At 74.7% G+C, this 23,477-nt stretch carries 23 protein-coding genes and 1 pseudogene; 8 read left to right on the forward strand and 16 right to left on the reverse strand.

Going from position 1 to position 23,477, the window contains the following annotated elements:
* From OOK41_RS27115 to OOK41_RS27125, 3 genes and pseudogenes are all read left to right on the forward strand, one after another.
* Positions 1-444, forward strand: a complete 444-nt coding sequence (locus tag OOK41_RS27115; RefSeq protein WP_266267171.1) for a MarR family winged helix-turn-helix transcriptional regulator — start codon at positions 1-3, stop codon at positions 442-444.
* Between the two features lie 146 nt (positions 445-590).
* Positions 591-647: pseudogene (locus tag OOK41_RS27120) on the forward strand (universal stress protein); the annotation flags it as partial.
* A 135-nt stretch (positions 648-782) separates the two neighbouring features.
* Entirely contained in the window at positions 783-1,304 is a 522-nt protein-coding gene (locus OOK41_RS27125; RefSeq protein ID WP_266268013.1) for a DinB family protein, read from the forward strand.
* Positions 1,305-1,350: 46 nt separating this feature from the next.
* On the opposite strand, the gene OOK41_RS27130 is transcribed toward OOK41_RS27125, so the two are convergent.
* The 3 genes from OOK41_RS27130 to OOK41_RS27140 all read right to left on the reverse strand — a co-directional run bounded on the left by OOK41_RS27130 (position 1,351) and on the right by OOK41_RS27140 (position 6,079).
* Complete coding sequence (locus OOK41_RS27130; RefSeq protein WP_117666311.1) at positions 1,351-1,968, reverse strand: HAD family hydrolase; 618 nt, start codon at positions 1,966-1,968, stop codon at positions 1,351-1,353.
* A complete protein-coding gene (gene smc, locus OOK41_RS27135; RefSeq protein WP_266267172.1) occupies positions 1,968-5,576 on the reverse strand; it encodes a chromosome segregation protein SMC in 3,609 nt (1,202 codons plus the stop codon). The genes OOK41_RS27130 and smc overlap by 1 nt, the downstream gene beginning before the upstream one ends.
* Before the next feature lie 308 nt (positions 5,577-5,884).
* Entirely contained in the window at positions 5,885-6,079 is a 195-nt protein-coding gene (locus tag OOK41_RS27140; RefSeq protein ID WP_036374707.1) for a hypothetical protein, read from the reverse strand.
* Positions 6,080-6,451: 372 nt separating this feature from the next.
* On the opposite strand from OOK41_RS27140, the gene OOK41_RS27145 reads away from it, so the two are divergent.
* Positions 6,452-7,801 (forward strand): CAP domain-containing protein, encoded by a 1,350-nt coding sequence (locus OOK41_RS27145; protein WP_266267173.1) that lies wholly within the window; start codon positions 6,452-6,454, stop codon positions 7,799-7,801.
* 143 nt (positions 7,802-7,944) lie between these two features.
* The gene (locus tag OOK41_RS27150; protein WP_266267174.1) at positions 7,945-8,790 is read left to right on the forward strand and encodes an endo alpha-1,4 polygalactosaminidase; all 846 of its coding nucleotides are present in this window, start codon (positions 7,945-7,947) and stop codon (positions 8,788-8,790) included.
* A 12-nt stretch (positions 8,791-8,802) separates the two neighbouring features.
* Here OOK41_RS27150 and mutM read toward each other — a convergent pair whose 3' ends face one another.
* The 8 genes from mutM to rsmD all read right to left on the reverse strand — a co-directional run bounded on the left by mutM (position 8,803) and on the right by rsmD (position 14,378).
* The gene (gene mutM / locus OOK41_RS27155; protein WP_117666304.1) at positions 8,803-9,660 is read right to left on the reverse strand and encodes a bifunctional DNA-formamidopyrimidine glycosylase/DNA-(apurinic or apyrimidinic site) lyase; all 858 of its coding nucleotides are present in this window, start codon (positions 9,658-9,660) and stop codon (positions 8,803-8,805) included.
* Positions 9,653-10,549 (reverse strand): ribonuclease III, encoded by an 897-nt coding sequence (rnc, locus tag OOK41_RS27160; protein ID WP_266267176.1) that lies wholly within the window; start codon positions 10,547-10,549, stop codon positions 9,653-9,655. The genes mutM and rnc overlap by 8 nt, the downstream gene beginning before the upstream one ends.
* 103 nt (positions 10,550-10,652) lie before the next feature.
* On the reverse strand, positions 10,653-11,651 hold the full coding sequence (locus tag OOK41_RS27165; protein ID WP_266267177.1) for a phosphate acyltransferase PlsX: 999 nt from the start codon (positions 11,649-11,651) through the stop codon (positions 10,653-10,655).
* Positions 11,652-11,765: 114 nt separating this feature from the next.
* On the reverse strand, positions 11,766-11,939 hold the full coding sequence (rpmF, locus tag OOK41_RS27170; protein ID WP_266267178.1) for a 50S ribosomal protein L32: 174 nt from the start codon (positions 11,937-11,939) through the stop codon (positions 11,766-11,768).
* A gap of 5 nt (positions 11,940-11,944) precedes the next feature.
* The gene (locus OOK41_RS27175) at positions 11,945-12,508 is read right to left on the reverse strand and encodes a DUF177 domain-containing protein (RefSeq protein ID WP_117666296.1); all 564 of its coding nucleotides are present in this window, start codon (positions 12,506-12,508) and stop codon (positions 11,945-11,947) included.
* A gap of 109 nt (positions 12,509-12,617) precedes the next feature.
* Entirely contained in the window at positions 12,618-13,115 is a 498-nt protein-coding gene (locus OOK41_RS27180) for a hypothetical protein (protein WP_117666294.1), read from the reverse strand.
* Between the two features lie 220 nt (positions 13,116-13,335).
* A complete protein-coding gene (coaD, locus tag OOK41_RS27185) occupies positions 13,336-13,818 on the reverse strand; it encodes a pantetheine-phosphate adenylyltransferase (RefSeq protein WP_117666293.1) in 483 nt (160 codons plus the stop codon).
* The gene (rsmD, locus tag OOK41_RS27190; protein ID WP_266267179.1) at positions 13,815-14,378 is read right to left on the reverse strand and encodes a 16S rRNA (guanine(966)-N(2))-methyltransferase RsmD; all 564 of its coding nucleotides are present in this window, start codon (positions 14,376-14,378) and stop codon (positions 13,815-13,817) included. The genes coaD and rsmD overlap by 4 nt, the downstream gene beginning before the upstream one ends.
* Positions 14,379-14,678: 300 nt before the next feature.
* On the opposite strand from rsmD, the gene OOK41_RS27195 reads away from it, so the two are divergent.
* Entirely contained in the window at positions 14,679-15,965 is a 1,287-nt protein-coding gene (locus tag OOK41_RS27195) for a cell wall anchor protein (RefSeq protein ID WP_266267180.1), read from the forward strand.
* 230 nt (positions 15,966-16,195) lie between these two features.
* Here OOK41_RS27195 and OOK41_RS27200 read toward each other — a convergent pair whose 3' ends face one another.
* The 3 genes from OOK41_RS27200 to OOK41_RS27210 form a co-directional block, all read right to left on the reverse strand.
* Positions 16,196-17,134 (reverse strand): serine hydrolase, encoded by a 939-nt coding sequence (locus OOK41_RS27200; protein ID WP_266267181.1) that lies wholly within the window; start codon positions 17,132-17,134, stop codon positions 16,196-16,198.
* A 154-nt stretch (positions 17,135-17,288) separates the two neighbouring features.
* Positions 17,289-19,493 carry an ATP-dependent DNA helicase RecG gene (gene recG / locus OOK41_RS27205; protein ID WP_266267182.1) on the reverse strand — a complete coding sequence of 735 codons (2,205 nt, stop codon included), beginning with the start codon at positions 19,491-19,493 and terminating at the stop codon, positions 17,289-17,291.
* Entirely contained in the window at positions 19,490-21,100 is a 1,611-nt protein-coding gene (locus OOK41_RS27210; protein WP_266267183.1) for a DAK2 domain-containing protein, read from the reverse strand. The genes recG and OOK41_RS27210 overlap by 4 nt, the downstream gene beginning before the upstream one ends.
* A 186-nt stretch (positions 21,101-21,286) precedes the next feature.
* Between OOK41_RS27210 and rpmB the strand changes: the two genes are divergently transcribed.
* Positions 21,287-21,478, forward strand: a complete 192-nt coding sequence (rpmB, locus tag OOK41_RS27215) for a 50S ribosomal protein L28 (protein WP_007456456.1) — start codon at positions 21,287-21,289, stop codon at positions 21,476-21,478.
* A gap of 123 nt (positions 21,479-21,601) precedes the next feature.
* On the opposite strand, the gene OOK41_RS27220 is transcribed toward rpmB, so the two are convergent.
* Together OOK41_RS27220 and OOK41_RS27225 are read right to left on the reverse strand one after the other, a co-directional pair.
* Complete coding sequence (locus tag OOK41_RS27220; RefSeq protein WP_117666281.1) at positions 21,602-22,069, reverse strand: GNAT family N-acetyltransferase; 468 nt, start codon at positions 22,067-22,069, stop codon at positions 21,602-21,604.
* Between the two features lie 29 nt (positions 22,070-22,098).
* Positions 22,099-23,037 (reverse strand): thiamine-phosphate kinase, encoded by a 939-nt coding sequence (locus tag OOK41_RS27225; protein ID WP_266267184.1) that lies wholly within the window; start codon positions 23,035-23,037, stop codon positions 22,099-22,101.
* A 182-nt stretch (positions 23,038-23,219) separates the two neighbouring features.
* On the opposite strand from OOK41_RS27225, the gene OOK41_RS27230 reads away from it, so the two are divergent.
* Positions 23,220-23,453: an Lrp/AsnC ligand binding domain-containing protein gene (locus OOK41_RS27230; protein WP_013284547.1), complete on the forward strand. Its 234-nt coding sequence runs from the start codon at positions 23,220-23,222 to the stop codon at positions 23,451-23,453.
* Positions 23,454-23,477 lie beyond the last annotated feature (24 nt).

The raw sequence follows: 23,477 nt of genomic DNA on the forward strand, positions 1-23,477 counted from the left end.
GTGGACGATGATCACCTTCCGGACACCCTGCGGGCCCTGGAGCACGAACTGACCGCGCTGCTGCGTCGGGGCCGCTCGCTGTCCTGGGAGGTCGCCAAGGAGGTGCACCCCAACCTGGAGCCGAACGCGTACGGGCTGCTGCTGTGGCTGCGCCGGTCCGACGCGATCCGGTTGACCGACCTGGCCGCCCGGCTCGGCATCAGCAAGGGGACGCTGAGCCGGCAGATCAACGGCCTGGAGGGGCTCGGGCTGGTGCGCCGGGAGCCGGACCCGGACGACCGGCGGGCGTTCCAGCTCAGCCTGACCGAGGAGGGGCAGCGCCGGTTCGACGCCGCCCGGTCGTCCCGGCTCGCGGAGTTCCGGCGGATCGTGGAGAGCTGGCCGAAACGGGACGTGGAGGACTTCGGCCGGCTGTTGCGCCGGTTCAACGACGCCATCGACTGAACGCCGGGACGGGCGCGGCGGTGGTCCGCGCCGGCGAGCGACAGTGAGGAGCCGACCATGAGCCTGGGAGCCCCCCTCGACCGGGAGGACTACGGCCCGCGGGTCCGACCGCTGCCCCTCGAGCGCGGCACGGACGGGCCCGGGTGGTGCTGGTCGGCGTCGACGGCACCCGGACCTCGCTGCGGGCCGCCGCGTACGCGGCGGGGCTGGCCCGGCGGCAGGGCGCCGGGCTGGTGGTGGTCTTCGTCAGCACGCCGGCCGACGGGCGGCGGGCGACCTCACGGGGACGGCCGGTTAATCCGGTCGCCGGTTGTCGGGGCACCGGCCAGGATGACCCGATGACCTGGACAGCACCGGAGATCACCCGGACCAACGAGCCCTACGTCGGCGACGAGCGCACCATGCTCGACGGCTGGCTGGACTACCACCGGCAGACCCTGCTGCTCAAGTGCGCCGGGCTGACCGCCGAACAGTTGCGTACGCCGAGCGTCGAGCCGTCCGCGCTCACCCTGCTCGGGCTGGTGCGGCACCTGGCCGAGGTGGAGGCCTGGTGGTTCCGGGAGAACTTCGCCGGCCAGCGGGTCGACTACCCGTACTTCACGCCCGAGCACCCGGACGCCGACCACGACGTCAGCACCGCCGACGCCGAGGCCGACTTCGCCACGTACCACCGGGAGGTCGAGCTGGCCCGGGCCGCCGCCGCCGGCCGCTCCCTCGACGAGGAGTTCACCGAGGTCGGGTCCAAGAAGCGGACGTTCAACCTGCGCTGGGTGTACGTGCACATGATCGAGGAGTACGCCCGGCACAACGGCCACGCCGACCTGATCCGGGAACGCCTCGACGGGGTCACCGGCGAGTGACCGACCGGCGCCCGGCGGGCCGTCCGGCCGGACGGCCCGCCGGGGGTCAATACGCCAGCGCCGCCCGCAGGTAGCGCAGCCCCGAGGGCCCGTCCCACCGGTACGCCGACAGCCCGGCGGCCCGGGCGCCCCGGACCGCCCAGTCCTCGTCGTCGACGAAGAGCACCCGGGCCGGGGATGTCTCCAGCGCCGCGCAGGCAGCCTGGAAGTACTCCTTCGCCGGCTTGTGCACCCCGACGACCGAGGAGTTGACCACCACGTCCAGCTCGCCGACCAGGCCCAGCGCGGCGAGGTCGGTGTCGAGCAGGTCGGTGGCGTTGGTGCCGAGACCGACCCGCACCCCGGCGGCCCGCACCTCGCGCACGAACGCCAGCACCCCGGGGTCCACCTCGCCCCGGTAGCGCTGCCACTGCTCCACCGCCGCCCGGGCCCGCTGCGGGCCGACCGACTCGGCCAGCGCGTCGGCCACGCTGGACGTCCAGTCTGCGTGGCTGACCTGGCCGGTCAGCACCGGCTGGAGCCGCCCCCACTGCGAGGCGATCTCGGTGAGCACCCCCGCAGAGAGGCCGTACTCCCGCTCCACGCCGGCGGCGACCGCCGGGTCCCAGCGCCGCAGCACCCCGTCGAGGTCCACCAGGAGCGCCGTCGCACGTTCCCGAGCCACTACTCGTTCTCCTCGCCGCGGCTGTGCCGCTCGTCGTCGGCCCGGTTGAGCCGCTGGCTGATCACCTGGGTGACCCCGCTGCGCATGGTCACCCCGTAGAGGGCGTCGGCGATCTCCATCGTCCGCTTCTGATGGGTGATCACGATGAGCTGACTTTTCTCCCGCAACTGGGCCAGCAACGTGATCAGCCGGCCCAGGTTGACGTCGTCGAGGGCCGCTTCCACCTCGTCCATGATGTAGAACGGGCTGGGCCGGGCCCGGAAGATCGCCACCAGCATGGCCACCGCGGTCAGCGACCGCTCGCCGCCGGAGAGCAGGGACAGCCGCTTGATCTTCTTGCCCGGCGGGCGGGCCTCCACCTCCACGCCGGTGCTGAGCAGGTCGTCGGGCTCGGTGAGGATCAGCCGGCCCTCCCCACCGGGGAAGAGCACGGTGAACACCTGCTCGAACTCCCGGGCGGTGTCTTCGAACGCGCTGGCGAAGACCTCCAGGATCCGGTCGTCGACGTCCTTGACCACGGTGAGCAGGTCCCGCCGGGTGGCCTTGAGGTCCTCCAACTGCTCGGAGAGGAACTTGAAGCGCTCCTCCAACGCGGCGAACTCCTCCAGCGCGAGCGGGTTCACCTTGCCGAGCAGGGCCAGCTCGCGCTCCGCCTTGGCGGCCCGCTTCTCCTGCACCGGGCGCTCGTAGCGGACCGGCTCGGGCACCGGCAGCCCGTCCCGCTCGGCCGCCGCCACGTCCGCCTGGGTCGGCGGTACGGGCTGGTGCGGGCCGTACTCGGCGACCAGGGTCTCCACGTCCAGGCCGAAGTCCTCGGCGGCCTTGGCCTCCAGCTGCTCGATGCGCAGCCGCTGCTCGGCGCGGGCCACCTCGTCCCGGTGCACCTGGCTGGTCAGCCGCTCCAGCTCCGCGCCGAGGCGCTTGGCCGCGCCGCGTACCTCGGACAGCTCGGCCTCCCGGCCGGCGCGTTCGCGCGCCACGGCATCGCGGTGCTCCTCGGCCCGCGCGATCGAGGTGGTCAGCCGGGTCAACGCCTCGCGGGCGCCGCCGGCCACGGCGCGGGCGATGTCAGCGCCCCGGGCCCGGGCGGCCCGGCGGGCCGCCGCGCGCTCCCGCGCGGCCCGCTCGGCGGTGGCCTGCCGGCGCAGCGAGTCGGCCCGGCCGGCGATCGAGGAGACCCGTTCCTCGGCGGTACGCACCGCGAGCCGGACCTCCATCTCGTTCTGCCGGGCCTGCGGCACCATGGCGGCGAGCTGGTCCCGCTCCTCGGTGGACGGCTCGGCGTCGATCGGGGTGGCCTCGGCCAGCCGGAGCCGATCCGCCAGCTCGGCCAGGGCGGTCAGGTCGCGTTCCCGGGCCGCCTCGGCGCGGGACCGGGAGTCGCCGAGCCGGTCGGTCTCCGCCTGAGCCGACCGGGCGGCGGCCCCCAGCTCGGCGAGCCGGCGGGCGGCGGCGTTGCGGTGGCTCTCGGCCTCCCGCTTCGCGGCGGCCGCGTGCTGCACCGCCTCCTTCGCGGCGGCCACCTCGGCGCGCGCCTCGACGAGCTGGTCGCGCAGCTCGGCGGCGGCCCGTTCGGCGGCGAGCCGGTTGGCCCGGGCCTCCTCCACCGCGGCCTGCACCTCGATGAAGCTGGGCGCCTTGGCCGACCCGCCGGCCGCCGCGTACGCCCCGACCACGTCTCCGTCCACGGTGACCGCGCGCAGCTCGGGATTGCCGGCGACCAGCTCGGACGCGGCGGCGAGGTCGTCGACCAGCACCACGTCGCGCAGCGCCCGGTGCACGGCCGGGCGCAGCTCGGCGGAGCACTCGACCAGGTCGGGGGCCCAGCGGGCGTGCTCGGGCAGCTTCGGGCGCAGCGCGTCGGCCGGCCCGGTCATGCCCGGCCCGGCAGGGCTGCCGACCAGCAGTCCGGCCCGGCCGGCGTCGGAGATCTTCAGCAGCCGCATCGCCTCGACGGCCTCGTCGACGCCGCTGACGGCGACCGCGTCGGCGAGCCCGCCGAGCGCGGCGGCGAGCGCCGCGGAGTGGCCGGGGGCGACGGTGAGCAGCCCGGCGAGGCTGCCGAGCAGGCCGGGCACCTCGTCGGCGCGGGCGAGCAGCGCGCCCGCGCCGTCCTTGCGGCGCAGGCCCATGGCGAGCGCCTCCTCGCGGGCCTTCTGCGTGGCGGCGTCCTTCTCGGCGGCCCGTTCGGCGTCGGTGAGGGCCCGGACGGCGGCCTGCGCCCGTTCCTGCACCGCGACGGCCTCGGCGTGCCGGGCGTCGAGGTCGGCGTTGTCCCGGTCGGCCTCGGTGGACTGCTCGGCCACCGCGTCCAGGTCGGCCTGCGCCTGCTCGGCACGGGCCAGGGCGTCGGCATGCGCAGCGGCGAGCCGGTCGATCTCCTCCCCGGCGCTGGTGGTGCGGGCCCGCGCCGAGTTCACCTGCCCGGTGAGCCGGGCCAGTCCCTCCCGCCGGTCGGCGATGGCCTTGGCCGCCGCGACCAGCTCCCGCTCGGCGGCGGCGAGCTGCCGTTCCAGCTCCTGCCGGTGCTCGACGGCCTCGGCGAGCCGGATCTGGTCGTCGGTCAGCGCCGCCCGCAGCTCCTCCTCCTGCTCGTGCACCCGCTCGGCCTCGGCCTCCAGTTGGTCGGGGTCGCGGCCGGGGCGCTCGTCGTCGCCGGTGGCGCTGAGGTGGCGCAGCCGCTCCCGGGCGAGCTGCTCGATGGAGCGGAACCGCTCGGACAGTGCGGAGAGCTTGTACCAGGTGTCCTGGGCGGCGGCCAGCAGCGGGGCGTCCTCGGCCAGCGCCGCCTCCAGCTCACCGAGCCGGCCCTGCACCTCGGTGTGCTCCGCCTCGACCTGCTCCCGCCGCTCGCGCAGGGCGCTCTCGTCGGCGATCTCCCTGTCCAGGGTGGCGCGCAGGGTGGCCAGGTCGTCGGCGAGCAGCCGCAGCCGGGCGTCGCGCAGGTTGGCCTGGATCGCGGCGGCCCGCCGGGCCACCTCGGCCTGCCGGCCCAGCGGCTTGAGCTGGCGGCGCAGCTCGGCGGTGAGGTCGGTGAGCCGGTTGAGGTTGGTCTGCATCGCGTCGAGCTTCCGCAGCGCCTTCTCCTTGCGCTTGCGGTGCTTGAGGACGCCGGCCGCCTCCTCGATGAACGACCGCCGGTCCTCCGGCTTGGCGTGCAGCATGCCGTCGAGCCGGCCCTGCCCGACGATGATGTGCATCTCCCGGCCGATGCCGGAGTCGGACAGCAACTCCTGGATGTCGAGCAGGCGGCAGGAGTCGCCGTTGATCTCGTACTCGCTCTCACCGGAGCGGAACATCCGGCGGGTGATCGAGACCTCGGTGTACTCGATCGGCAGCGCGCCGTCGGTGTTGTCGATGGTGAGGGTGACCTCGGCCCGGCCCAGCGGCGCCCGGCCGGCGGTGCCGGCGAAGATGACGTCCTCCATCTTGCCGCCGCGCAGCGCCTTGGCGCCCTGCTCGCCGAGCACCCAGGCGATGGCGTCGACGACGTTGGACTTGCCGGAGCCGTTCGGGCCCACCACGCAGGTGATCCCGGGCTCCAGCTTCAGCGTCGTCGCGGAGGCGAAGGACTTGAACCCCTTCACCGTCAGGCTCTTGAGATACACCTTCTCGATCCTCGTCGGTGGTCGCCGACCGTCGTGGGCTGCGCGGACCTGCTGAACCCGCAGACTAACCCGGCGTCGCCGGGGGCCGGGCACGCGACCCGCCCCGGGCGGCCGTCGGCCACCGGCGCTCACGACCGGCACCGGGCGTCACCGGTACGGATCGGACGGATCGCCGGGCCGCACCTTGATCAATTATTCAAGATCGGGAAATGGTGGCCGGAAAATGGCCCGGACATGGCTGCGCGCCGGCACATAAGTGTCGGCGCGCGATTTCGCGTGGTGCGATTCAGTTGTCTGACAACCGGAGATCAGGTCAGCGCCGGCTCGGCCAGACGGAGCAGATCGTCCGCCTCCGCCGCAGCCGCCGCGAGCCGATCATTCTCGGCACGCAGGCGCGTGATCTCGAACTCCAGTGCCTGAACCCTGGACCGCAGTCGGGTGACCTCGTCGAGCAGACGCCGATCGGGCGCTGCACCTACGTGGCCGTAGAGGGCCTTCGCCATGCTGACTCCTTGATATGCGCTGCCGGAAAGGCCGGTCCAACGCGCGCCCACTCGTTCGCGGCTGCCATTCCCAGCGATTCTGGGCATGACCGGGCGCGACTGGCGACACCTACATATTGAGCCGACAACCCCGCATTCGTCAAGTTGCCGCAGGCCGTAGATCATCTCCACGTCGGCCGGTCCACTTGTCGGGGGCTGCCACCAGGCACGGACACGCTCTGTCCGGACGTGCTAACTGTACGCCCGGGATCACCGGAAGGGACCACTCGTGCGAGTCGGATTCGCTTAACTCTTCCTTAGCCACGTTGCCGCAGCTCGCGCCGCACCCGTAGGTTCAGCCCGGTCCGCAACCGACCCGTGGAGGCGACAGGCGTGTACGGCTCGACCGACCCGACCGACCCGGAGGGCGCCCGCCGCCGCCAGGACTTCCCGGCCGGCGAGCCGGCCTGGCTGACCGACCGGCCCGAACCGCGGTCGGCGTACCTGTTCGGGGACGAGCCGGACCAGCCGGGCCAGCCGGGCGACCGCCGAGCAGCCGATCCGCACCGGGCGGAGCCCGTCCGCCGGCCGTGGGCGCCGCCGGCCACCGCGCGGTGGGAGCGACCGGGCGACGGGCCCTGGCGGGAGGAGCCCACCGGGCGGTGGCAGCCCGCGGGCGGGCCGCGACGGCCGGCGGGCGAGCCGTGGCGGCCCGACGCCGAGCCGTGGCGCGACGAACCGGCCGGACGGTGGTACGACCAGCCGGCCGGACCGTGGCAAGGCCAGCCGACCGGACCATGGCAGGACGAACCGGCCGGACGCTGGCGCGACCAGCCGACCGGACCGTGGCACGGCCAGCCCGCCGACGGGGCGGGGGAGGCGGAGCGCACCCGAATCGTTCCGGTCGTCGGGCGCGCCGCGTCGGCGGCCGACGGGCCGCGGGCCGGCCGCCCGGCGTACCGGGAAGACCGGGCCGGGGACGCCCCGACCGGCGGCGAGGGGCGGCACCGGCCGGCCCGCCGGCTCCCGCGCCCGCTGCTGATCGGCGGGGCCGCCGCGGCGGCCACGCTCGTGGTCAGCCTCGGCGTCGGCGCCCTGCCCCTGCCCGGCGGGGACGACCTGCGGACCGACCGGGCCGCCGCCGACGCTCCGGTCGCCGCGCCGGCCGACCCCGACGCCGCGTCCGGCCCGGGTGGCGCCGCAGCCACGCCCTCGCCGGGTGCGTCCACCGCCCGCCCGTCGGCCACGCCGAGCCGGACCGGCAAGCCGACTCCGGGGCCCAGCCGGTCCACGGCCGCGTCGCGGAGCAACCAGCGCAGCACCCCGGCGACGACGTCCCGCAGCGCCGCCGGGACGGGCGCCAGCAGCCAGGCGCAGCAGGTCGTCGACCTGGTCAACGCCGAGCGGGCCAAGGCCGGCTGCGGCGCGCTGAAGATCAACAGCAAGCTGACGGCCGCCGCCCAGGCGCACAGCCAGGACCAGGCCGACCACCGCAAGATGTCGCACGACGGCAGCGACGGCAGCGACGTCGGCGAGCGGCTCGACCGGGTCGGGTACTCGTGGCGGGCGTATGGCGAGAACGTGGCCTGGAACCAGCAGACCCCGGCCGCGGTGATGGACGCCTGGATGAACAGTTCCGGGCACCGGGCCAACATCCTGAACTGCTCGTTCACCCAGATCGGCGTCGGCGTGGCCAGCAGCAACGGGCCGTACTGGACGCAGGACTTCGGCACCCCGCGCTGAGGCGGCGGCGCTGACCCCCTGCGGCCCGGGCGAGTCGTCGCGGGAGCCCGCTCGTTGCACCGGGTGAGGCCCGCCGAGGCGGTACGTGGGGGCGGCGGACCCGACCGGGCGGCCGGGGGCCGCCCGCTACCCGGGAGCTGCCGATGCGGATCCGGCTGCGCTCGCCCGGCATCGGGCGTGGACCGCGCCGGATGCTGCGGTCACTCGTCGCGGTGACGCTGCTCACGGCGGCGTACGGCTGCCGGGCGGACCTGCTCCCGCCGGGCGCACCCACCCCGTGGCCGGCCGACTCGGCCCGACACTGGCGCTGGCAGTGGCAACTGACCGGGCCGCTCGACAGCACAGTGGACGCGGACGTGTTCCTGCTCGACCCGGTGCGTACCACCGCCACCGAGACCTCGGCGTTGCGCGCCCGGGACCGCCGGCTGATCTGTCACGTCGCCGTCGGCTCGTACACCCGGACCGACCCGGACGCCGACCGCTACCCGGCGGCGGTGCGCGGCGGGGCCGGGCCACGGCCGGACACCCGCTGGGTGGACGTCCGGCAGTGGGACGTGCTGGCACCGATCCTCGCCGACCGGTTCCGACTCTGCCGGGGCAAGGGCTTCGGCGCGGTGGCGCTGGCCGACGCCGACGGGTACGCCCACCGGCCCGGCCTTGCCCTGGACTTCGACGACCAGTTGCTGTTCAACCGGCGGGTGGCCGCGCTGGCCCGTTCGCTGGGCCTCTCCCCCGGCCTGCTGGGCGACGTACCGCAGGTGGCCGCGCTGGCGCCCGACTTCGACTTCGCGGTCAACGAGGAGTGCGTCCGGCGGGGCCAGTGCGCGAAGCTGCTGCCGTTCACCGACGCCGGCAAGCCGGTGTTCCACGTCGAGTACACCGGCGACCCCGCCGACTTCTGCGTGACCACCGTCGGGTACGGCTTCGCCTCCATCCGCAAGGAGCGCGGACTCGACGCGTGGCGGTCGCCCTGCCCGGCCGCCCCCTGACCGGCTCCCGGGTCAGCCCCGCAGCGCGCCCCGGGGCCGGGGCTGGCAGCGGGGGCAACTGAACGACGAGCGGTTCATGAACGCCTCGCGGCGCATCGGTGTCCCGCACCGCCGGCACGGCTCACCCTCCCGCCCGTACGCGTTGAGCGAGCGGTCGAAGTAGCCGCTCTCGCCGTTGACGTTGACGTACAGGGCGTCGAAGCTGGTGCCGCCCTCGGTGATCGCCTCACCGAGGACGTCCCGGACGTGGCCGAGCAACCGCAGCGCGGCAGGCCCGGTCAGCGCGTCGGTCGGCCGGGCACCGTGCAGCCGGGCCCGCCACAGCGCCTCGTCGGCGTAGATGTTGCCGACGCCGGAGATCAGGGTCTGGTCGAGCAGCGCCCGCTTCACCTCGGTACGCCGGCGGCGCAGGGTGGCGACGAAGGCCTCGTCGGAGAACTCGGGGTCCATCGGGTCCCGGGCGATGTGCGCGATCTCCCCCGGCAACTCCGCCCCGCCCTCGGAGACCGACAGCCCGCCGAACGTGCGCTGGTCGACGAAGCGCAGCTCGGGGCCGTCGTCGGCGAACCGGAACCGGACGCGCAGGTGCAGCTCGTCGGCCGCCGTGGCCGGCTGGAGCAGCAACTGGCCGGACATGCCGAGGTGACCGACGACGGCGTCGCCACTGTCCAGCGGCAGCCACAGGTACTTGCCGCGCCGCCGCACGTCACGCACCGTCCGCCCGGCCAGCACGTCGGCGAAGTGCCCCGGCCCGGCGAGGTGGCGGCGGACCGCCCGGGGGTGGCGTACCTCGACGGCGGCGATCCGCCGGCCGGTGACCCACTGGGCCAGGCCCTGCCGGACGGTCTCGACCTCGGGCAGCTCAGGCACGGCCCGCCTCGTCGGCCGCTCGGGCGCCCAGCGCGGTGCCGCCGGTCGCGTCCCCGGCAGACCCGTTCGGCCCGCCGGGGGCGCCCGTCCCCACCGCCGCCGGCGTCGCCACCTGCTCGGCCGCCGCGTACTCGGCCGCCGCCTGCTCGGCTGCCGCCCGCTCGGCCTGGTCCCGCTCGGCCTGTGCGGTCAGCTCCCGCCAGGCGGACTCGGCGGCCCGCTGCTCGGCCTCCTTCTTGCTGCGCCCCTCCGCCCCGCCGTAGCGGTTGCCGGCAACCACCACCCAGGCGGTGAACGTCTTGAGGTGGTCGGGGCCGGTGCCCTCGATCCGGTACTCCGGAACGCCCAGCCCCAGGGCGGCGGTCAACTCCTGGAGGCTGGTCTTCCAGTCCAGCGCGGCGCCCCGCCCGGCCGACTCGGCCATCAGCGGGTCGAACAGCCGGTGGATCACGATCGCGGCGGTGTCGAGGCCGTACTGGAGGTAGATCGCGCCCAGCAGGGCCTCCAGGGTGTCGGCGAGGATGCTCGCCTTGTCCCGGCCGCCCGTGCTCTCCTCGCCCTTGCCCAGCAGCAGGTACGCGCCGAGCCCTTCCGGGCCCAGCCCGCGCGCCACGTCGGCGAGCGCCCGCATGTTCACCACGCTCGCCCGCAGCTTCGCGAGCTGCCCCTCGGGCAGGTCGGGATGGTTGTGGAAGAGCGCGGTGGTGATCACCACGCCGAGCACCGAGTCGCCGAGGAACTCCAGCCGCTCGTTGGTGGGCAGGCCGCCGTTCTCGTACGCGTACGAGCGGTGGGTCAGCGCCCGTTCCAGCAGTTCCGGGTGCAGCGAGACCCCGAAGGCGGACTCCAGGTGGCCGACGGGGGCCCGCCGCCGCTTGTCGTTGGTCATGATGCGGTTACCTCTTCGTTCGCGACCGGGCGGGCCGCGCGCGGCAGGCCCCCCGGGGCCGGCGCGGGGCGCGCGGCCGGTCGGGCCGGGACGGGACGGGCGGTCACAGGCTCACCTCGGTGTCGGTGGTGCGATCGGCGTGGTCACCGGGTTTCGCGGGGGCCTGCGGAGCACGATCGAGCAGCGTGGAGACAGTGTCGGTGGCTCGCCGACGCCACAGGTGGGCGGCGAGGGCGATTCCGGAGGCGACGTCGTCCGCGCGGGCCGCGCCGTGGCAGACGACCACCGTCCCGGCCACCCCGAGCAGGGCCGCCGCCCGGGGGGCGCCGCCGCTGGCGGGCGGCCCGCCGGCCATCGCGTACGCGCCCTCGATCGCCTTGAGCAGCACGTTGCCGGTGAAGCCGTCGGTCACCACCACGTCGGCGCGCGCGCCGGAGGCGATGTCGTAGCCCTCGACGAGGCCGACGTAGCGCGCTCCGTCGGGCAGCGGCGCGGCGGCGAGCAGCGGGGCGGCGGTGCGCCGCAGCCGGTCCCCCTTGCCACCCTCGGTCCCCACGGACAGCAGCCCGACCCGGGGCTCGGCCACCGCGTGCGCGACGGCCGCGTAGGCCGCGCCGAGCACGGCGTGCCGGGCCAGCGTGGCGGGACCGGGTTCCAGCGAGCCGCCGACGTCGAGCAGCACCACCGGGCCGACGACCGCCGGCAGGGTGGCCACCAGCGCCGGCCGCCGCACGTGCGGCCAACGACCGAGCCCCAGGGCGGCGGCGGTGACGGTGGCGCCGGTGGCGCCGGCGGAGACCACCGCGTCGGCGATCCCGTCGCGGACGGCGGTGACCGCCGCCCGCACGGTGCTGTCGGCACGGGCGGCGACGGGGTGGTCGGCCATGCCGACGGCGGCCCGCACCGGCCGGACCGTGACCCGGGTGCGCTGCACCGGGTCGAGGGCACCGATCAGCCCGTCGGCGACCTCGGCGGGGCCGACGAGCAGGAGGTGCAGGTCCGGGTCGGCGCGCATGGCCCACAGAGCGCCGTCAACCACGACGGCGGGAGCATCGTCCCCGCCGAGGAGGTCAACGGCGATCCGCGCGGTGCCCGGCTCCACCGGAACGTCGGCCGGAACGGTCCGGCCGGCGACGGCGGGAGCCGGGGCACCGGGCGATCGCCAGGATGCGCGCGCCACCCGACCTGGGGTCGGGGGCGTCACTCGGCGTCCAGGTCAGACCTCGATGACCTGGCGGCCGTTGTACGTGCCGCAGACGGAGCACGCCGTGTGCGGCAGCTTCGGGGACTTGCACTGCGGGCAGGCCACGGTCGCCACCACGGCCGCCTTCCAGTTCGCCCGGCGGGACCGGGTGTTGCTGCGCGACATCTTGCGCTTCGGGACGGCCACGGTTCCTACTCCTCTGTACGGTTCAGTTGCGACAGGCCCGCCCAACGCGGGTCGATCTGCTGGTGACTGTGGTCGGCCGGCAGATCGTCCCAGTGCACCCCGCACTCGGGGCACAAGCCTGGGCAGTCCTCCCGGCAGAGCGGGTTGGTCGGCAGCATGAGCACCACCGCGTCCCGCAGCGCCGGCTCCAGGTCGATCAGATCGTCCTGCATCCGGCCCACCTCGTCCTCGTCGGTCGTGATGTCCGTGGTGCTGTTCTCGTACGCGTACAGCTCCTGGACGTTCACGACCATCGACTCGTTGATCTCGCGCAGGCACCGGCCGCACTCGCCCCGGACGGGACCGCTCACGGTCCCCGAGACGAGCACGCCCTCGGACACCGACTCCAACCTCAGATCGAGGTCGAGGTCCGCGCCCTCCGGCACGCCGATCAACTCCACGCCGAGGTCCGCCGGTGCCGGGACGACCCGCCGATGCGTACGCAACGCGCCAGGGCGACGCGGCAGGTCCCTCGTGTCGAGGACCAGCGGCGCCCTGGGGTTGAGTGATGAAGGCGAGTGTTTGGGCATAGTCAGACTCCGGCCGGTGAGAGGCCGACAAAAAAGGTTACCTGGACGCCCGCCGGACCGTCGAACCGGGGGCGACGCCCGCCCCGCCTGTCGGCTGCTGAGGTGCCGCTCAGAAGGGTAGCGGGCGATCCGCCTCGTCCCCACCGAAGGTGCCGATCTCCCGCAGCGCGTGCATCTTGTCCCGGCCGCGCTCTATCGAGGCCAGCGCCCGGGTGAGGAACTGCTCGAAGTTCGCCAGCGCGGTGTCGACGTAGTCGTCGACCTCCTCGCGCAGCCGCTGCGCCTCGGCCCGGGCCTCGCCGATGATCCGGGCGCCCTCGTGCTCGGCCGAGACGGTGATCTCGTTCACCGACACCAGGCGGGCGTGTTCCGCCTCACCCTCGCTGATGATCCGGTCGGCCTCCCGCTTGCCGGCATCCATGATCTTGTCCCGCTCCTCCAACAGGGCGGCGGCCCGGCGCAGGTCGGCGGGAAGCTCGGCACGCATCTCGTCGAGGGCGGCGATCATCTCGCCCCGGTCGACCATGCAGTTGTTGCGTGACATCGGGACGGAGCGGGCCTGCTCCACCATGGCGATCAGTTCGTCGATGCGATCGAGCGGGTCCACCGGTACCTCACTCCTGTCGTTCGTCGGCCGACCTACATGATGCGGGCTACGGCCGGGTTCCCGCTCGACCCATCATGTCGCGCCGGGGCCACCGCCCGCCGGTCTGCCCCGCCCGGCGGGCGTCGTGTCGCGACCGGCGGGCCGATCGGGCACGCGCGAGCCCGACGAATCGCCCGTTACGGGACGGTCCGGGGCCGAGGTGCGAGATCGGGCGCGCGGGTCAGGGGTGCGGGGTGAGCCGGGACCGCAGGGCGTCGCGGACCAGGTCGGGGACGTGGGCGGAGACGTCGCCGCCCCACTTGGCCACGTCCTTGACCAGGCTGGAGGAGAGGAAGGAGTAGAGCGGGTTGGTCGGCATGAACAACGTCTCCACGCCGGCCAGACCGATGTTCATCTGGGCCATCTGAAGCTCGTAGTCGAAGTCGCTGACCGCCCGCAGGCCCTTGATCAGGACACTGGCCTGCTGCGCCCGGCAGAAGTCGACCAGCAGGCCACGGAAGGACGCGACCCGGACGTTGTCGTACGAGGACGTCACCTCCCGGAGCATGTCGATCCGCTCCTCGACGGTGAACAGGCCGCTCTTCGACTGGTTCACCAGCACGCCGACGATCACCTCGTCGAAGAGCCGGGCGGCCCGGCCGATGATGTCGAGGTGTCCATTGGTGACCGGGTCGAACGAGCCGGGACACACCGCACGTCTCATGAGCGGCGACCGTACCAAAGGGTGGTCTCGCCGTACCGGCGGCTGCGCTCCCCCGTGATGCCCCGCACCCAGGCGACCGGGCCGGTCCGGCTGGACCGTTCCACCACCACCAGGGCGTCCGCCGCCAGCCAGTCGCCGTCGACCAGCGCGGTCAGCATCGCGGTGACCTCGGCGTCGGGCACGGCGTACGGGGGGTCGGCGAACACCACGTCGTACGGCCCGCCGTCCGGACCGGCCGCCAGCACCGTGCCGACCCGGCCGGTGACCAGCCGGGCGGCCGGGGCGGCCCGCAGCGCGGCGACGTTCTCCCGGACCACCCGGGCGGCCCGGGGATCCGACTCGACCAACAGCACGTGCGCCGCGCCCCGGGACAGCGCCTCCAGCCCGACCGCGCCGGAGCCGGCGTACAGGTCGGCGAAGCGCGCCCCGGCCAGGTCGACGTCGGCCTGCACCGCGCTGAACAGCGCCTCCCGCACCCGGTCGGAGGTGGGTCGGGTACCGGCGCCGGGCGGCGCGGCGATCCGCCGGCCGCCGAGCGTCCCGGCCACGATCCGGGTCACCGCCTGCTCCTGCTCATGCCCCGACGCTACGCGACCCCACCGGCCGCCACGGTGCGTGCCACGGACGTCGCGCCGCGATCACCGGACGTACATCAATGATCTCAAATCCATAACATCACCCTCGGAGGTTTCCGTGCGCTGTGCCGGCCGGCCCGTTCTCGCTAGGGTCTGCCGGGTGCCGGCCGCGTCCCGCCGGCCCACCGGCGCCGGGAGGCGTCGTCGCGGGCGCGCCGCACCCGGCCGCGACCGCCGTTGCCCCCGCGCCGCACCCCCTGACGCTTCTTCACCCCGGGAGTACGCGTGATCCGTCCCAAGCTGTCGCCACGGCGACCGGTCGTCGTGGCCGCCGCCGCCCTGGCCGGCCTCGCCACGGCGTTCGCGGCGTCGTCTCCGGCGCTGGCCACCAGCCCGTCGCCGCAGCCGTCGGCCTCCCCGGCCACGTCCGCGCCGACGGCGACGCCGCCCGCTAGCGAGTCGTCGACCACGCCCGCCCCGGAGGGGCCGACCTGCGTCAGCGCCGCCGACGCGCGGTACACGCACAAATTCCGCGGCAAGCTCGGCGAGGCCAGCATCACGCTGGTCAACGGCCCGCTCTGCGAGGGCGAGGAGCAGGCCTTCGCGCTGGTCTCGTACGTCGCCCCGTCGGCGAAGGTCGAGTTCCCGCAGTACGTGCTGAGCAAGTCGGTCGACAAGTTCACCTCGGTCGCCAAGGACGAGGTGGGCACCCGGTCGACGCTGAAGTTCAAGGTCGAGGTCCCCACCTGCTACACCCAGGTCGACTTCGTCTTCGGCGACGAGATCATCGACCCGCTGACCGACAGCGGTCCGCGCTACGGCGACCGCAAGGTCGGCAGCCCCAAGGGCATCGGCTCCCAGTCGAAGGGCCCGCAGGCCTGGTACAACGGCGGCGGTGAGACCTGCGAGGCCGCGCCCGAGGTGGTCGTCGAGTCCGACTGCGCCGGCAAGGTCACGTTCAGCCTGATCAACCGCGACGGCAACGCCCCGGCGAACTTCGTGATCGCCACCGACAAGGGCTTCAGCAAGGCCGTCACGGTCCCCCTGCGCAGCATCGAGAAGGTCGAGCTGGACGCCGCCGCCGTGGACGGCCAGATCACCGTCACGGCCAACGAGAAGAGCGTCTGGACCGGTACCCCGAAGGCCCCGGCGGAATGCCAGGAGCCCGAGGTCGGCGAGCCGGAGACCTCCTACGAGTCCACCTGCGACGAGCTGGTCCTGCTGGTCCAGAACCCGAAGAACGGCGTCAGCCTGACCTCGACCTTCACCCCGAGCACCGGCAAGCCGCAGACCGTCACCATCGAGCCGGGCACCAACAAGTCCGTGCGCTTCCCGGCCGCCAAGGGTCTGACCGTCGTCGTCACCGGCGACCTGGAGTCCGCCGAGCCGATCAAGTGGACCGCCCCGCTGAACGGCTGCGACGAGGGCGGCACCGGCGGCGGCGAGGAGGGTGGGCTGCCGGTGACCGGCGCGGCGGCCGGCGGCATCGCCGCCGGGGCGGTCGCCCTGCTGGCGGCCGGCGCGGTGCTCTTCGTGGTCGCCCGGCGTCGACGGATCCGCTTCACCTCCTGACCCACCGACCCACCCCGACCCGCTGAGCTGACCGGGTCCCCCCGAACCGCACGACCCGAGGGCGCGTCGACCACCCGGCCGACGCGCCCTCGCCCCATGCCGGCCGTCCCCCACCCCGCCCCGCAGAGTTCGCGTTCTTTCACGGGATCAGTGGCGTCGTGCTGGCCGGAGGCCACTGATCCCGTGAAAGAACGCCCGCGGGTGGGACGCGGCGGGTGGGGTGGGGGTGGTCAGTTGGTGGTGAGGAGGTGGTCGATCAGGGTTGGGGCGACCGGGTCCTCGTCGTCGTTGGTCAGCACGACCAGCCGGCGGTCGGAGTCCGGCAGCCAGGCGACGAACGCCTTGAAGCCGAGGTTGTGCCCGGAGTGGCCGACCGACCGCTCCCCCGCCAGCGGGCCGACGAAGCAGCCGTACCCGTACGCCTGCGGTCCCGAGCCGGCCTGCGCGTACGCGGTGATCATTTGCGCGACCGAGGCGGGGGTGAGCAGTCGGGCGTCCCGCAGCCCGTCGAGCCAGGCCAGTAGGTCGTCGGCGGTGCACCAGACGTCACCCGCGCCCATGCTCACCGTGTCCAGGTCCCAGGAGGGCACCGGACGGCCGCCGGAGTGGCCCGTCGCCACGTCGGCGCGTCCGGCGCCGGAGCCGGCGAAGCTGCCGGTCATGTCCAACGGCGCGAAGACCTCCTCCGCCAGGAAGTCCCGGTACGCCCGGTCGGCGGCCCGCTCGACGGCGCGGGCGAGCAGAACGTAGCCCGGGCTGCTGTAGTGCCAGCCCGCACCGGCGGCGAACAGCGGCGGGACCTCGCGGAACACGGCCAGCAGTTCGTCGGGGTCGATCGCGCCGGCCAGGTCGAGCAGCGGGTACTCCTCCCAGTGCCCGAGGCCCGAGGTGTGGGTGAGCAGGTGGTGCAGCGTGATGGGCCGCCAGGCCGGCGGGCAGTTCGGCACCCACCGGTCGACGGGATCGTGCACGTCGAGCCTTCCCCGCTCGGCGAGGAGCAGGACGGCCGCGGCGGCCATGTTCTTGCTGATCGAGGCGATCTGGAACCGGGTCCGGCCGGAGCAGGGCTGACCGGTGGCGTCGTCGGCGAGGCCGGTGGCCTGCTCGACGGCGCGCCGGTCGCCCTGGGCCAGCAGCACCATGCCACGAAGGAGAGACGGGGTCGACATCGGTCGAGCCTAGGCGCGGACGCGTCCCCGGTGGGGGGCCGCCGACGACCCTCGCGGCAGGCGACACCGCTCCTCCCGGGGTGCGGCACCATGCACCGCCCGACGGGGGCCGCCGGTGCCTCACCCGGAGTCGATCAGGCCGCCCGGGGCGAGATCAGCCCTTCTCCAGGTACTCCGCTCGGTCCTCGTCGACCAGGGCGGCCACCGATGCGGCCAACGCCGGGTGGCGTTCCAGCTCCGGGTCCTCCTCGACCAGGGCGATCGCCTCGGCCCGGGCGTCCCGGATCAAATCGGCGTCGCGCAGCAGCGACAGCAGCCGCAGGTGCGAGCGCCGGCCGGACTGGGTGGCCCCGAGCACGTCGCCCTCGCGGCGCTGCTCCAGGTCCAGCTCGGCGAGCTTGAAACCGTCCGTGGTGGACGCCACCGCGTCGAGGCGCTCCCGGGCCGAGGAGCCCTCGGCCGCCTCGCTGACCAGCAGGCAGAGCCCGGCCGCCGAGCCCCGGCCCACCCGGCCACGGAGCTGGTGCAGCTGGGAGACGCCGAACCGGTCGGCGTCCAGCACGATCATCACGGTGGCGTTGGGCACGTTGACACCCACCTCGACGACCGTGGTGGCCACCAGCACGTCCAGGTCGCCGGCGGCGAAGGAGCGCATCACGGCGTCCTTCTCGTCGGCGGGCAGCTTCCCGTGCAGGATGCCGATCCGCAGCCCGTGCAGCGGCCCCTCGGCGAGCAGCGGGGCGACCTCGGTCACCGCGAGCGGGGGCCGTCGGCCGTTGTCGTCCTCCCGGGGCGGCTCCTCCTCCGACGCCGGTCCCTCTCCGATCCGGGGGCACACCACGTACGCCTGGTGGCCGGCGGCGACCTCCTCGCGCAGCCGGCGCCAGGCCCGGTCCAGGAAGGCCGGCTTCTCGGCGGCCGGCACCACGTGCGAGGCGATCGGCGAGCGCCCCTGCGGGAGCTGGGACAGGGTGGACGTCTCCAGGTCGCCGTAGACGGTCATCGCCACCGTGCGCGGGATCGGGGTGGCCGTCATCACCAGCACGTGCGGCGGCTGGTCGGCCTTGGAGCGCAACGCGTCGCGCTGCTCGACGCCGAACCGGTGCTGCTCGTCGACCACCACGAGGCCCAGGTCGGCGAAGTCCACCCCCTCGTACAGCAGGGCGTGGGTGCCGAGCACGATCCCGGCCCGCCCGCCGGCCACCTCGGCGAGGGCCTGCCGGCGGGCTGCCGCACCGAGCGAGCCGGTGACCAGCTCGACCCGGGTGGCGTCGTCGGCGGCACCCAGCTCACCGGCGCGGGCGAGCGGGCCGAGCAGGTCGAGCATCCCCCGGTGGTGCTGGGCGGCGAGGACCTCGGTCGGGGCGAGCAGCGCGGCCTGCCCGCCGGCGTCGACCACCTGGAGCATCGCCCGCAGCGCCACCACCGTCTTGCCAGAGCCGACCTCGCCCTGGAGCAGCCGGTGCATCGGGTGCGGGACGGTCAGGTCGGCGGCGATCTCCGCGCCGACCGTCCGCTGGCCGGGCGTCAGCTCGTACGGCAGCCGGGCGTCGAACGCGTCGAGCAGCCCACCGGCGCGGGGTGGCCGGGCCTTCGCCGGCCAGGCGGCGGCCCGGAGCTTGCGCTGCACGAGGGTGAGCTGCACGGCGAACGCCTCGTCCCACTTGAGCCGGCGGCGGGCCCGGTACAGGTTCTCCTTGCTGGACGGCCGGTGGATCTCGCGCAGCGCGGTGCCGATCCCGACCAGTTTGCGGTCGGCCCGGACGGTGGCCGGCTGCGGGTCCTCCGGCGGGGTGAAGGTGTCCAGCACCACCCGCACGCAGCGGGCGATCACCCAGGTCGGCACCGCCGCCGCGGCCGGATACACCGGGATCAGCGCCCCGGCGAACTCCTCGACCTCCTCGTCGACCGCGGCCTCACCGTCGCCGCCGTCGCCGAGCATGACGTACTCCGGGCCGTTGAGCTGCCGCTTGCTCCGGAACTCGGTGACCTTGCCGGCGAACAGCCCCCACCGGCCGGGGCGCAGCTCCCGCTCCCGCCACGCCTGGTTGCCGAAGAAGGTCAGGGTGAGCACACCGCCGGAGTCGTCCCCGACGGTCACCTCCAGCAGGTTGCCCCGCCGCTGGCGCATCGGCCGCACGGCGGTCTTCTGCACCTGGGCCAGGACGGTGACCTGCTCGCCGACGTCCAGGGAGCGGATGTCGGTGTGCTCGCCGCGCTCGTCGTACCGGCGGGGGAAGTGGTAGACCAGGTCACCGGCGGTGTGCAGGTCGAGGTGCGCGGCCAGGGCCTTGGCCGTCTTCTCCCCGACGAGCTTCTTCAGCGGCGTGTCGACCGTGGCCGGCTCGGACGTCGTCATTCGACCCCCACCAGGAGCGGATAGTGCGGTTGGCCGCCCGGGTACGCCTGGACCTCCACGAACGGCCAGCGCCGGGCGACGTGCTCGGCGACGGCGGCGGCCAGCCCGTCGGGGGCGTCCGCGCCGGAGAGCAGGGTGACCAGCTCACCGCCGCCGCCGAGCATCCGGTCGACGACGGCGGCGCAGGTGTCGGTCAGGTCCACGCCGATCAGGTGCACCTCCCCCTCGACCAGGGCGAGCACGTCGCCGGGGCGGCACGGGCCGGCGACCGTCAGCGCCTCCCGGCCGGCCCAGCAGACCTCGGCGTACCGGCACGCGCCCGCGGCCTCGGCCATCGCGATCACGTCATCGGCGAAGCGGCGCTCCGGGTCGCGCACGGCGAGGGCGGCCAACGCCTGCACCGGCGACCGGGTGGGCACCACGCTGACCTTCACCCCCAGCGCGTGCGCCTCCCGCGCGGCGGCGCTCGCCACGGCCTGGGTGTTCGGGTCGTTGGGCAGCACCACCACCCGGGCCGCCGCGGTGGCCAGGATCGCGTCGAGCAGGTCACGGGTGGACGGGTTGCCCGGCACCACCGTCGCCCCCTCGCCTGCGCACAGCTCCGCGATGCCGGCGCCGGAGGCGACCACCACGGCCGCCCGGCCGTCCCGCGCCGGCGCGGCCACCTGGTCCGCGAAGCGGGTCACCGAGATCCGGTACGGCCGGCCGGCCTCCACCCCCGCCTCCACGGCCGCGCCCACGTCGTTGACGTGCACGTGCACGTTCCAGGTGGTCGACGCCGCATCGGTGGCCCCGTCGCCGACCACCACCAGCGAGTCGCCGAGCCCGGCCAGGATCTCCCGCAGCCGGGCGACCGCCTCGGGCCCGGCGTCGAGCAGGAACTGCACCTCGTACGCGTACTGCGCCGAGCCGGTCTCCCGCACGGCGGTGGCCGGCGGGCGGGCCTCGCGCGGGGCGGGCGCCGGCCGGTGCGGGCTCTCCCCCGTGATCACCTCGACCAGCGCGTCGAGCAGCAGGCACAGCCCCCGGCCGCCGGCGTCGACCACGCCGGCGCGGGCCAGCGCCGGCAACTGCTCGGGGGTACGCGCCAGGGCCCGGGCGGCGGCCCCGGCCGCTGCCCGGGCGACGGTGCGCAGGTCGTCGCTGTCCGCCGACTCCGCCGCCCCGGCCGCCGCCGCGACCACGCTGAGCAGGGTGCCCTCGACCGGGCTGGCGACGGCGGCGTACGCAGCGTCGGTGGCGTCGCGCAGCGCGGCGGCCAACTGGCGGCCCCGCACCACCGGCGCGGTGGCCAGGGCGTCGGCGAAGCCGCGCAGGATCTGCGACAGGATCACCCCGGAGTTGCCCCGGGCGCCGAGCAGCGCGCCGCGCGCCATCAGCCGCAGCGCGTGCCCGTGCGGGGTGGACCCGCCGTCGCCGACGGTCTCCAGGTCCATCGCCAGGGCCTGCTGGGCCGAGGTGAGGGTGAGCACGAGGTTGGTGCCGGTGTCGCCGTCGGGGACCGGGTAGACGTTGAGGTCGTCGATCTCCCCCTGGTGCCGGCGGAGCGCGGCTAGCCCGTCCGCGCACCAGCGGCGCACCGCGGCGGCGTCGAGGGTGTCCAGCACGGCGAGAAGCCTACTGGCGCACACCGACACCCGCCCGGGCCGACCGCCCCGCCCCGGCGTGTCCACCCGCCGTCATGCCCGACAGGGCCGGTTGGCCAGGCACGGGGGGCATCGGGTAACCTGACCAGGTTGCCCGGGCAGCGCCTGGCGGCGACCTCATGAACGTTTCAAACCCAGGAGTATCCCGTGGCTAGCGTGTGCGACGTCTGTGGCAAGGGACCGGGCTTCGGCCACAACGTGTCCCACTCGCACCGGCGGACCAACCGCCGCTGGAACCCGAACATCCAGTCGGTGCGTACCCCGGCCGGTGGTGGTAACACCAAGAAGTTGCAGGTCTGCACCTCCTGCATCAAGGCCGGCAAGGTCACCCGCGCCTGACGCGGTAGCGCCGACCCCACCATTTTCGCCGAACAGCCGGCGGGCCTGAGGGCTCGCCGGCTGTTCGTGTCCGCCCCGAACGTCGCCCGCCGGCCCGGCAGGCCACCGCGCCGGGGCGGCCGGTCAGAGGGTACGGCCGAAGGAGAGGCAGCCCGGGGCGTCCTGGTAGAACCCGAAGTTCGGGATGCTCTCGTACCCGGCCGAGGTGTACATGGCGATCGCCTCGGGCTGCTTGTACCCGCACTCCAGGATGAGCCGCTTGCGTCCGTGCTCGCGCGCCGACCGCTCGACGGCCGCGAGCACCGCCCGCGCCACGCCCCGGCCGCGCGCCGCGGGGCTGGTGTACATCCGCTTCAGCTCCGCGGTGTCCCCGGCGTCGCCGTGGCTGCGCCAGCCGCCGCACCCCACCGGCTCCCCCGCCAGGTACGCGACCAGGAACGCCCCGCCCGGCGGCTCGAACTCGACGGCGTCGACCGGGGTGTCGTCCCCGCTGCCCCCGTACCGCTGGCCCAGGTCCGCCAGGGCGGCCCGGATGAGCCCCTGCGCCTCCGGCGAGTCGAAGCGGGCCGCGCGGATCTCGATCTCACTCACGGAGTGAAGGGTACGTCCCTGACCAGTGCCTACCGGAAGTGGTCCCAGCCGGCCGGGCCGGCGTACGGCGCGCCGTCGACGGTCACGCCCGCGCCCTCGACCACCCGGCCGACCGGCCGCCACGGCGCGGGCAGCACCACCGCCGGGGGGAAGGTCGCGGCCAGCGCGTGGTCGTCGCCGCCACCGAGGATCCACGAGTACGGGTCGACCCCGAGTGCCTGGGCGGCGTCGCCCATCTGCCGGGGCACCTCGAAGGCGTCCCGGCGTACGTCGATGCCGACCCCGCTGGCCCGGGCCACGTGCCCGAGGTCGGCCAGCAGCCCGTCCGACACGTCGATCATGGCGGTCGCGCCGAGCCGGGCGGCGTGCGGCCCGGCCGGGTACGCCACCTCGGGCCGTCGGTACGCCTCGACCAGCAGCTTCGGGGTGCGGAAGCCCCGGGACAGCACGGTGTACCCGGCGGCGGCGTACCCGCTGCGGCCGGCCAGGGCCAGCACGTCTCCCGGGCGGGCGCCCGAGCGGACCACCGGGGCCCGGCCGCCCAGGTCGCCGAGGGCGGTGACCGCGATCGTCAGCGTCGGGCTGGCGGACATGTCGCCGCCGACCACGCTCGCCCCCACCGTGGCCGCCTCGGCGGCCAGCCCGTCGGCCAGTTCCTCGGCCCAGGCCGGGTCCAGGTCCGCCGGCATGCACAACGCCACCAGCAGTGCGGTCGGGGTGCCGCCCATCGCCGCGATGTCGGCCAGGTTGGCCGCCGCCGCCCGGTGCCCCACGTCCCGGGCGCTGGACCAGTCCCGCCGGAAGTGCCGTCCCTCGACCAGCACGTCGGTGGACGCGACGACGCGGGCGTCCGGCGCGGCCAGCACCGCGGCGTCGTCGCCGGGCCCGAGCAGGCAGGCCGCCCCCTGGGGCAGCCGGGCGGTGACCCGGTCGATCAACCCGAACTCGCCGATCCCGGCCACGCTCATGCCCGTCCCCCGTCGTGCCCGTACCCGCCGTGGGCCCGGAACCATCCCACGCCGCACCCGCTGTCGCGCCCGTCGCGCTCGCTCACCGCTTCTCCTTGGCCACCGATAGGGATCAGACCTGGTCCGTAAGGTAGTTTCACCCTTCGGGCCGCCCACGGGCGGCGACGGACGGAGGTCGAGTCGTGGTACAGGCGTACATCCTCATCCAGACCGAGGTCGGTCGGGCGCGTGACGTGGCCGGCCTGATCGCGGACCTTGCCGGCGTGGTCCGGGTCGACGCCGTCACCGGGCCGTACGACGTGGTCGTGCTCACCGAGGCGAACACGGTCGACGAGCTCGGCAAACTCATCGTCAGCAAGGTGCAGATGGTGCCCGGCATCACCCGCACCCTCACGTGTTCGGTGGTGCGCCTGTAAGTGGACGAGATCACTTCCTCCTCG

Origin of the sequence: Micromonospora sp. NBC_01655, assembly GCF_026339755.1 — a bacterium.
Taxonomy (GTDB): domain Bacteria; phylum Actinomycetota; class Actinomycetes; order Mycobacteriales; family Micromonosporaceae; genus Micromonospora.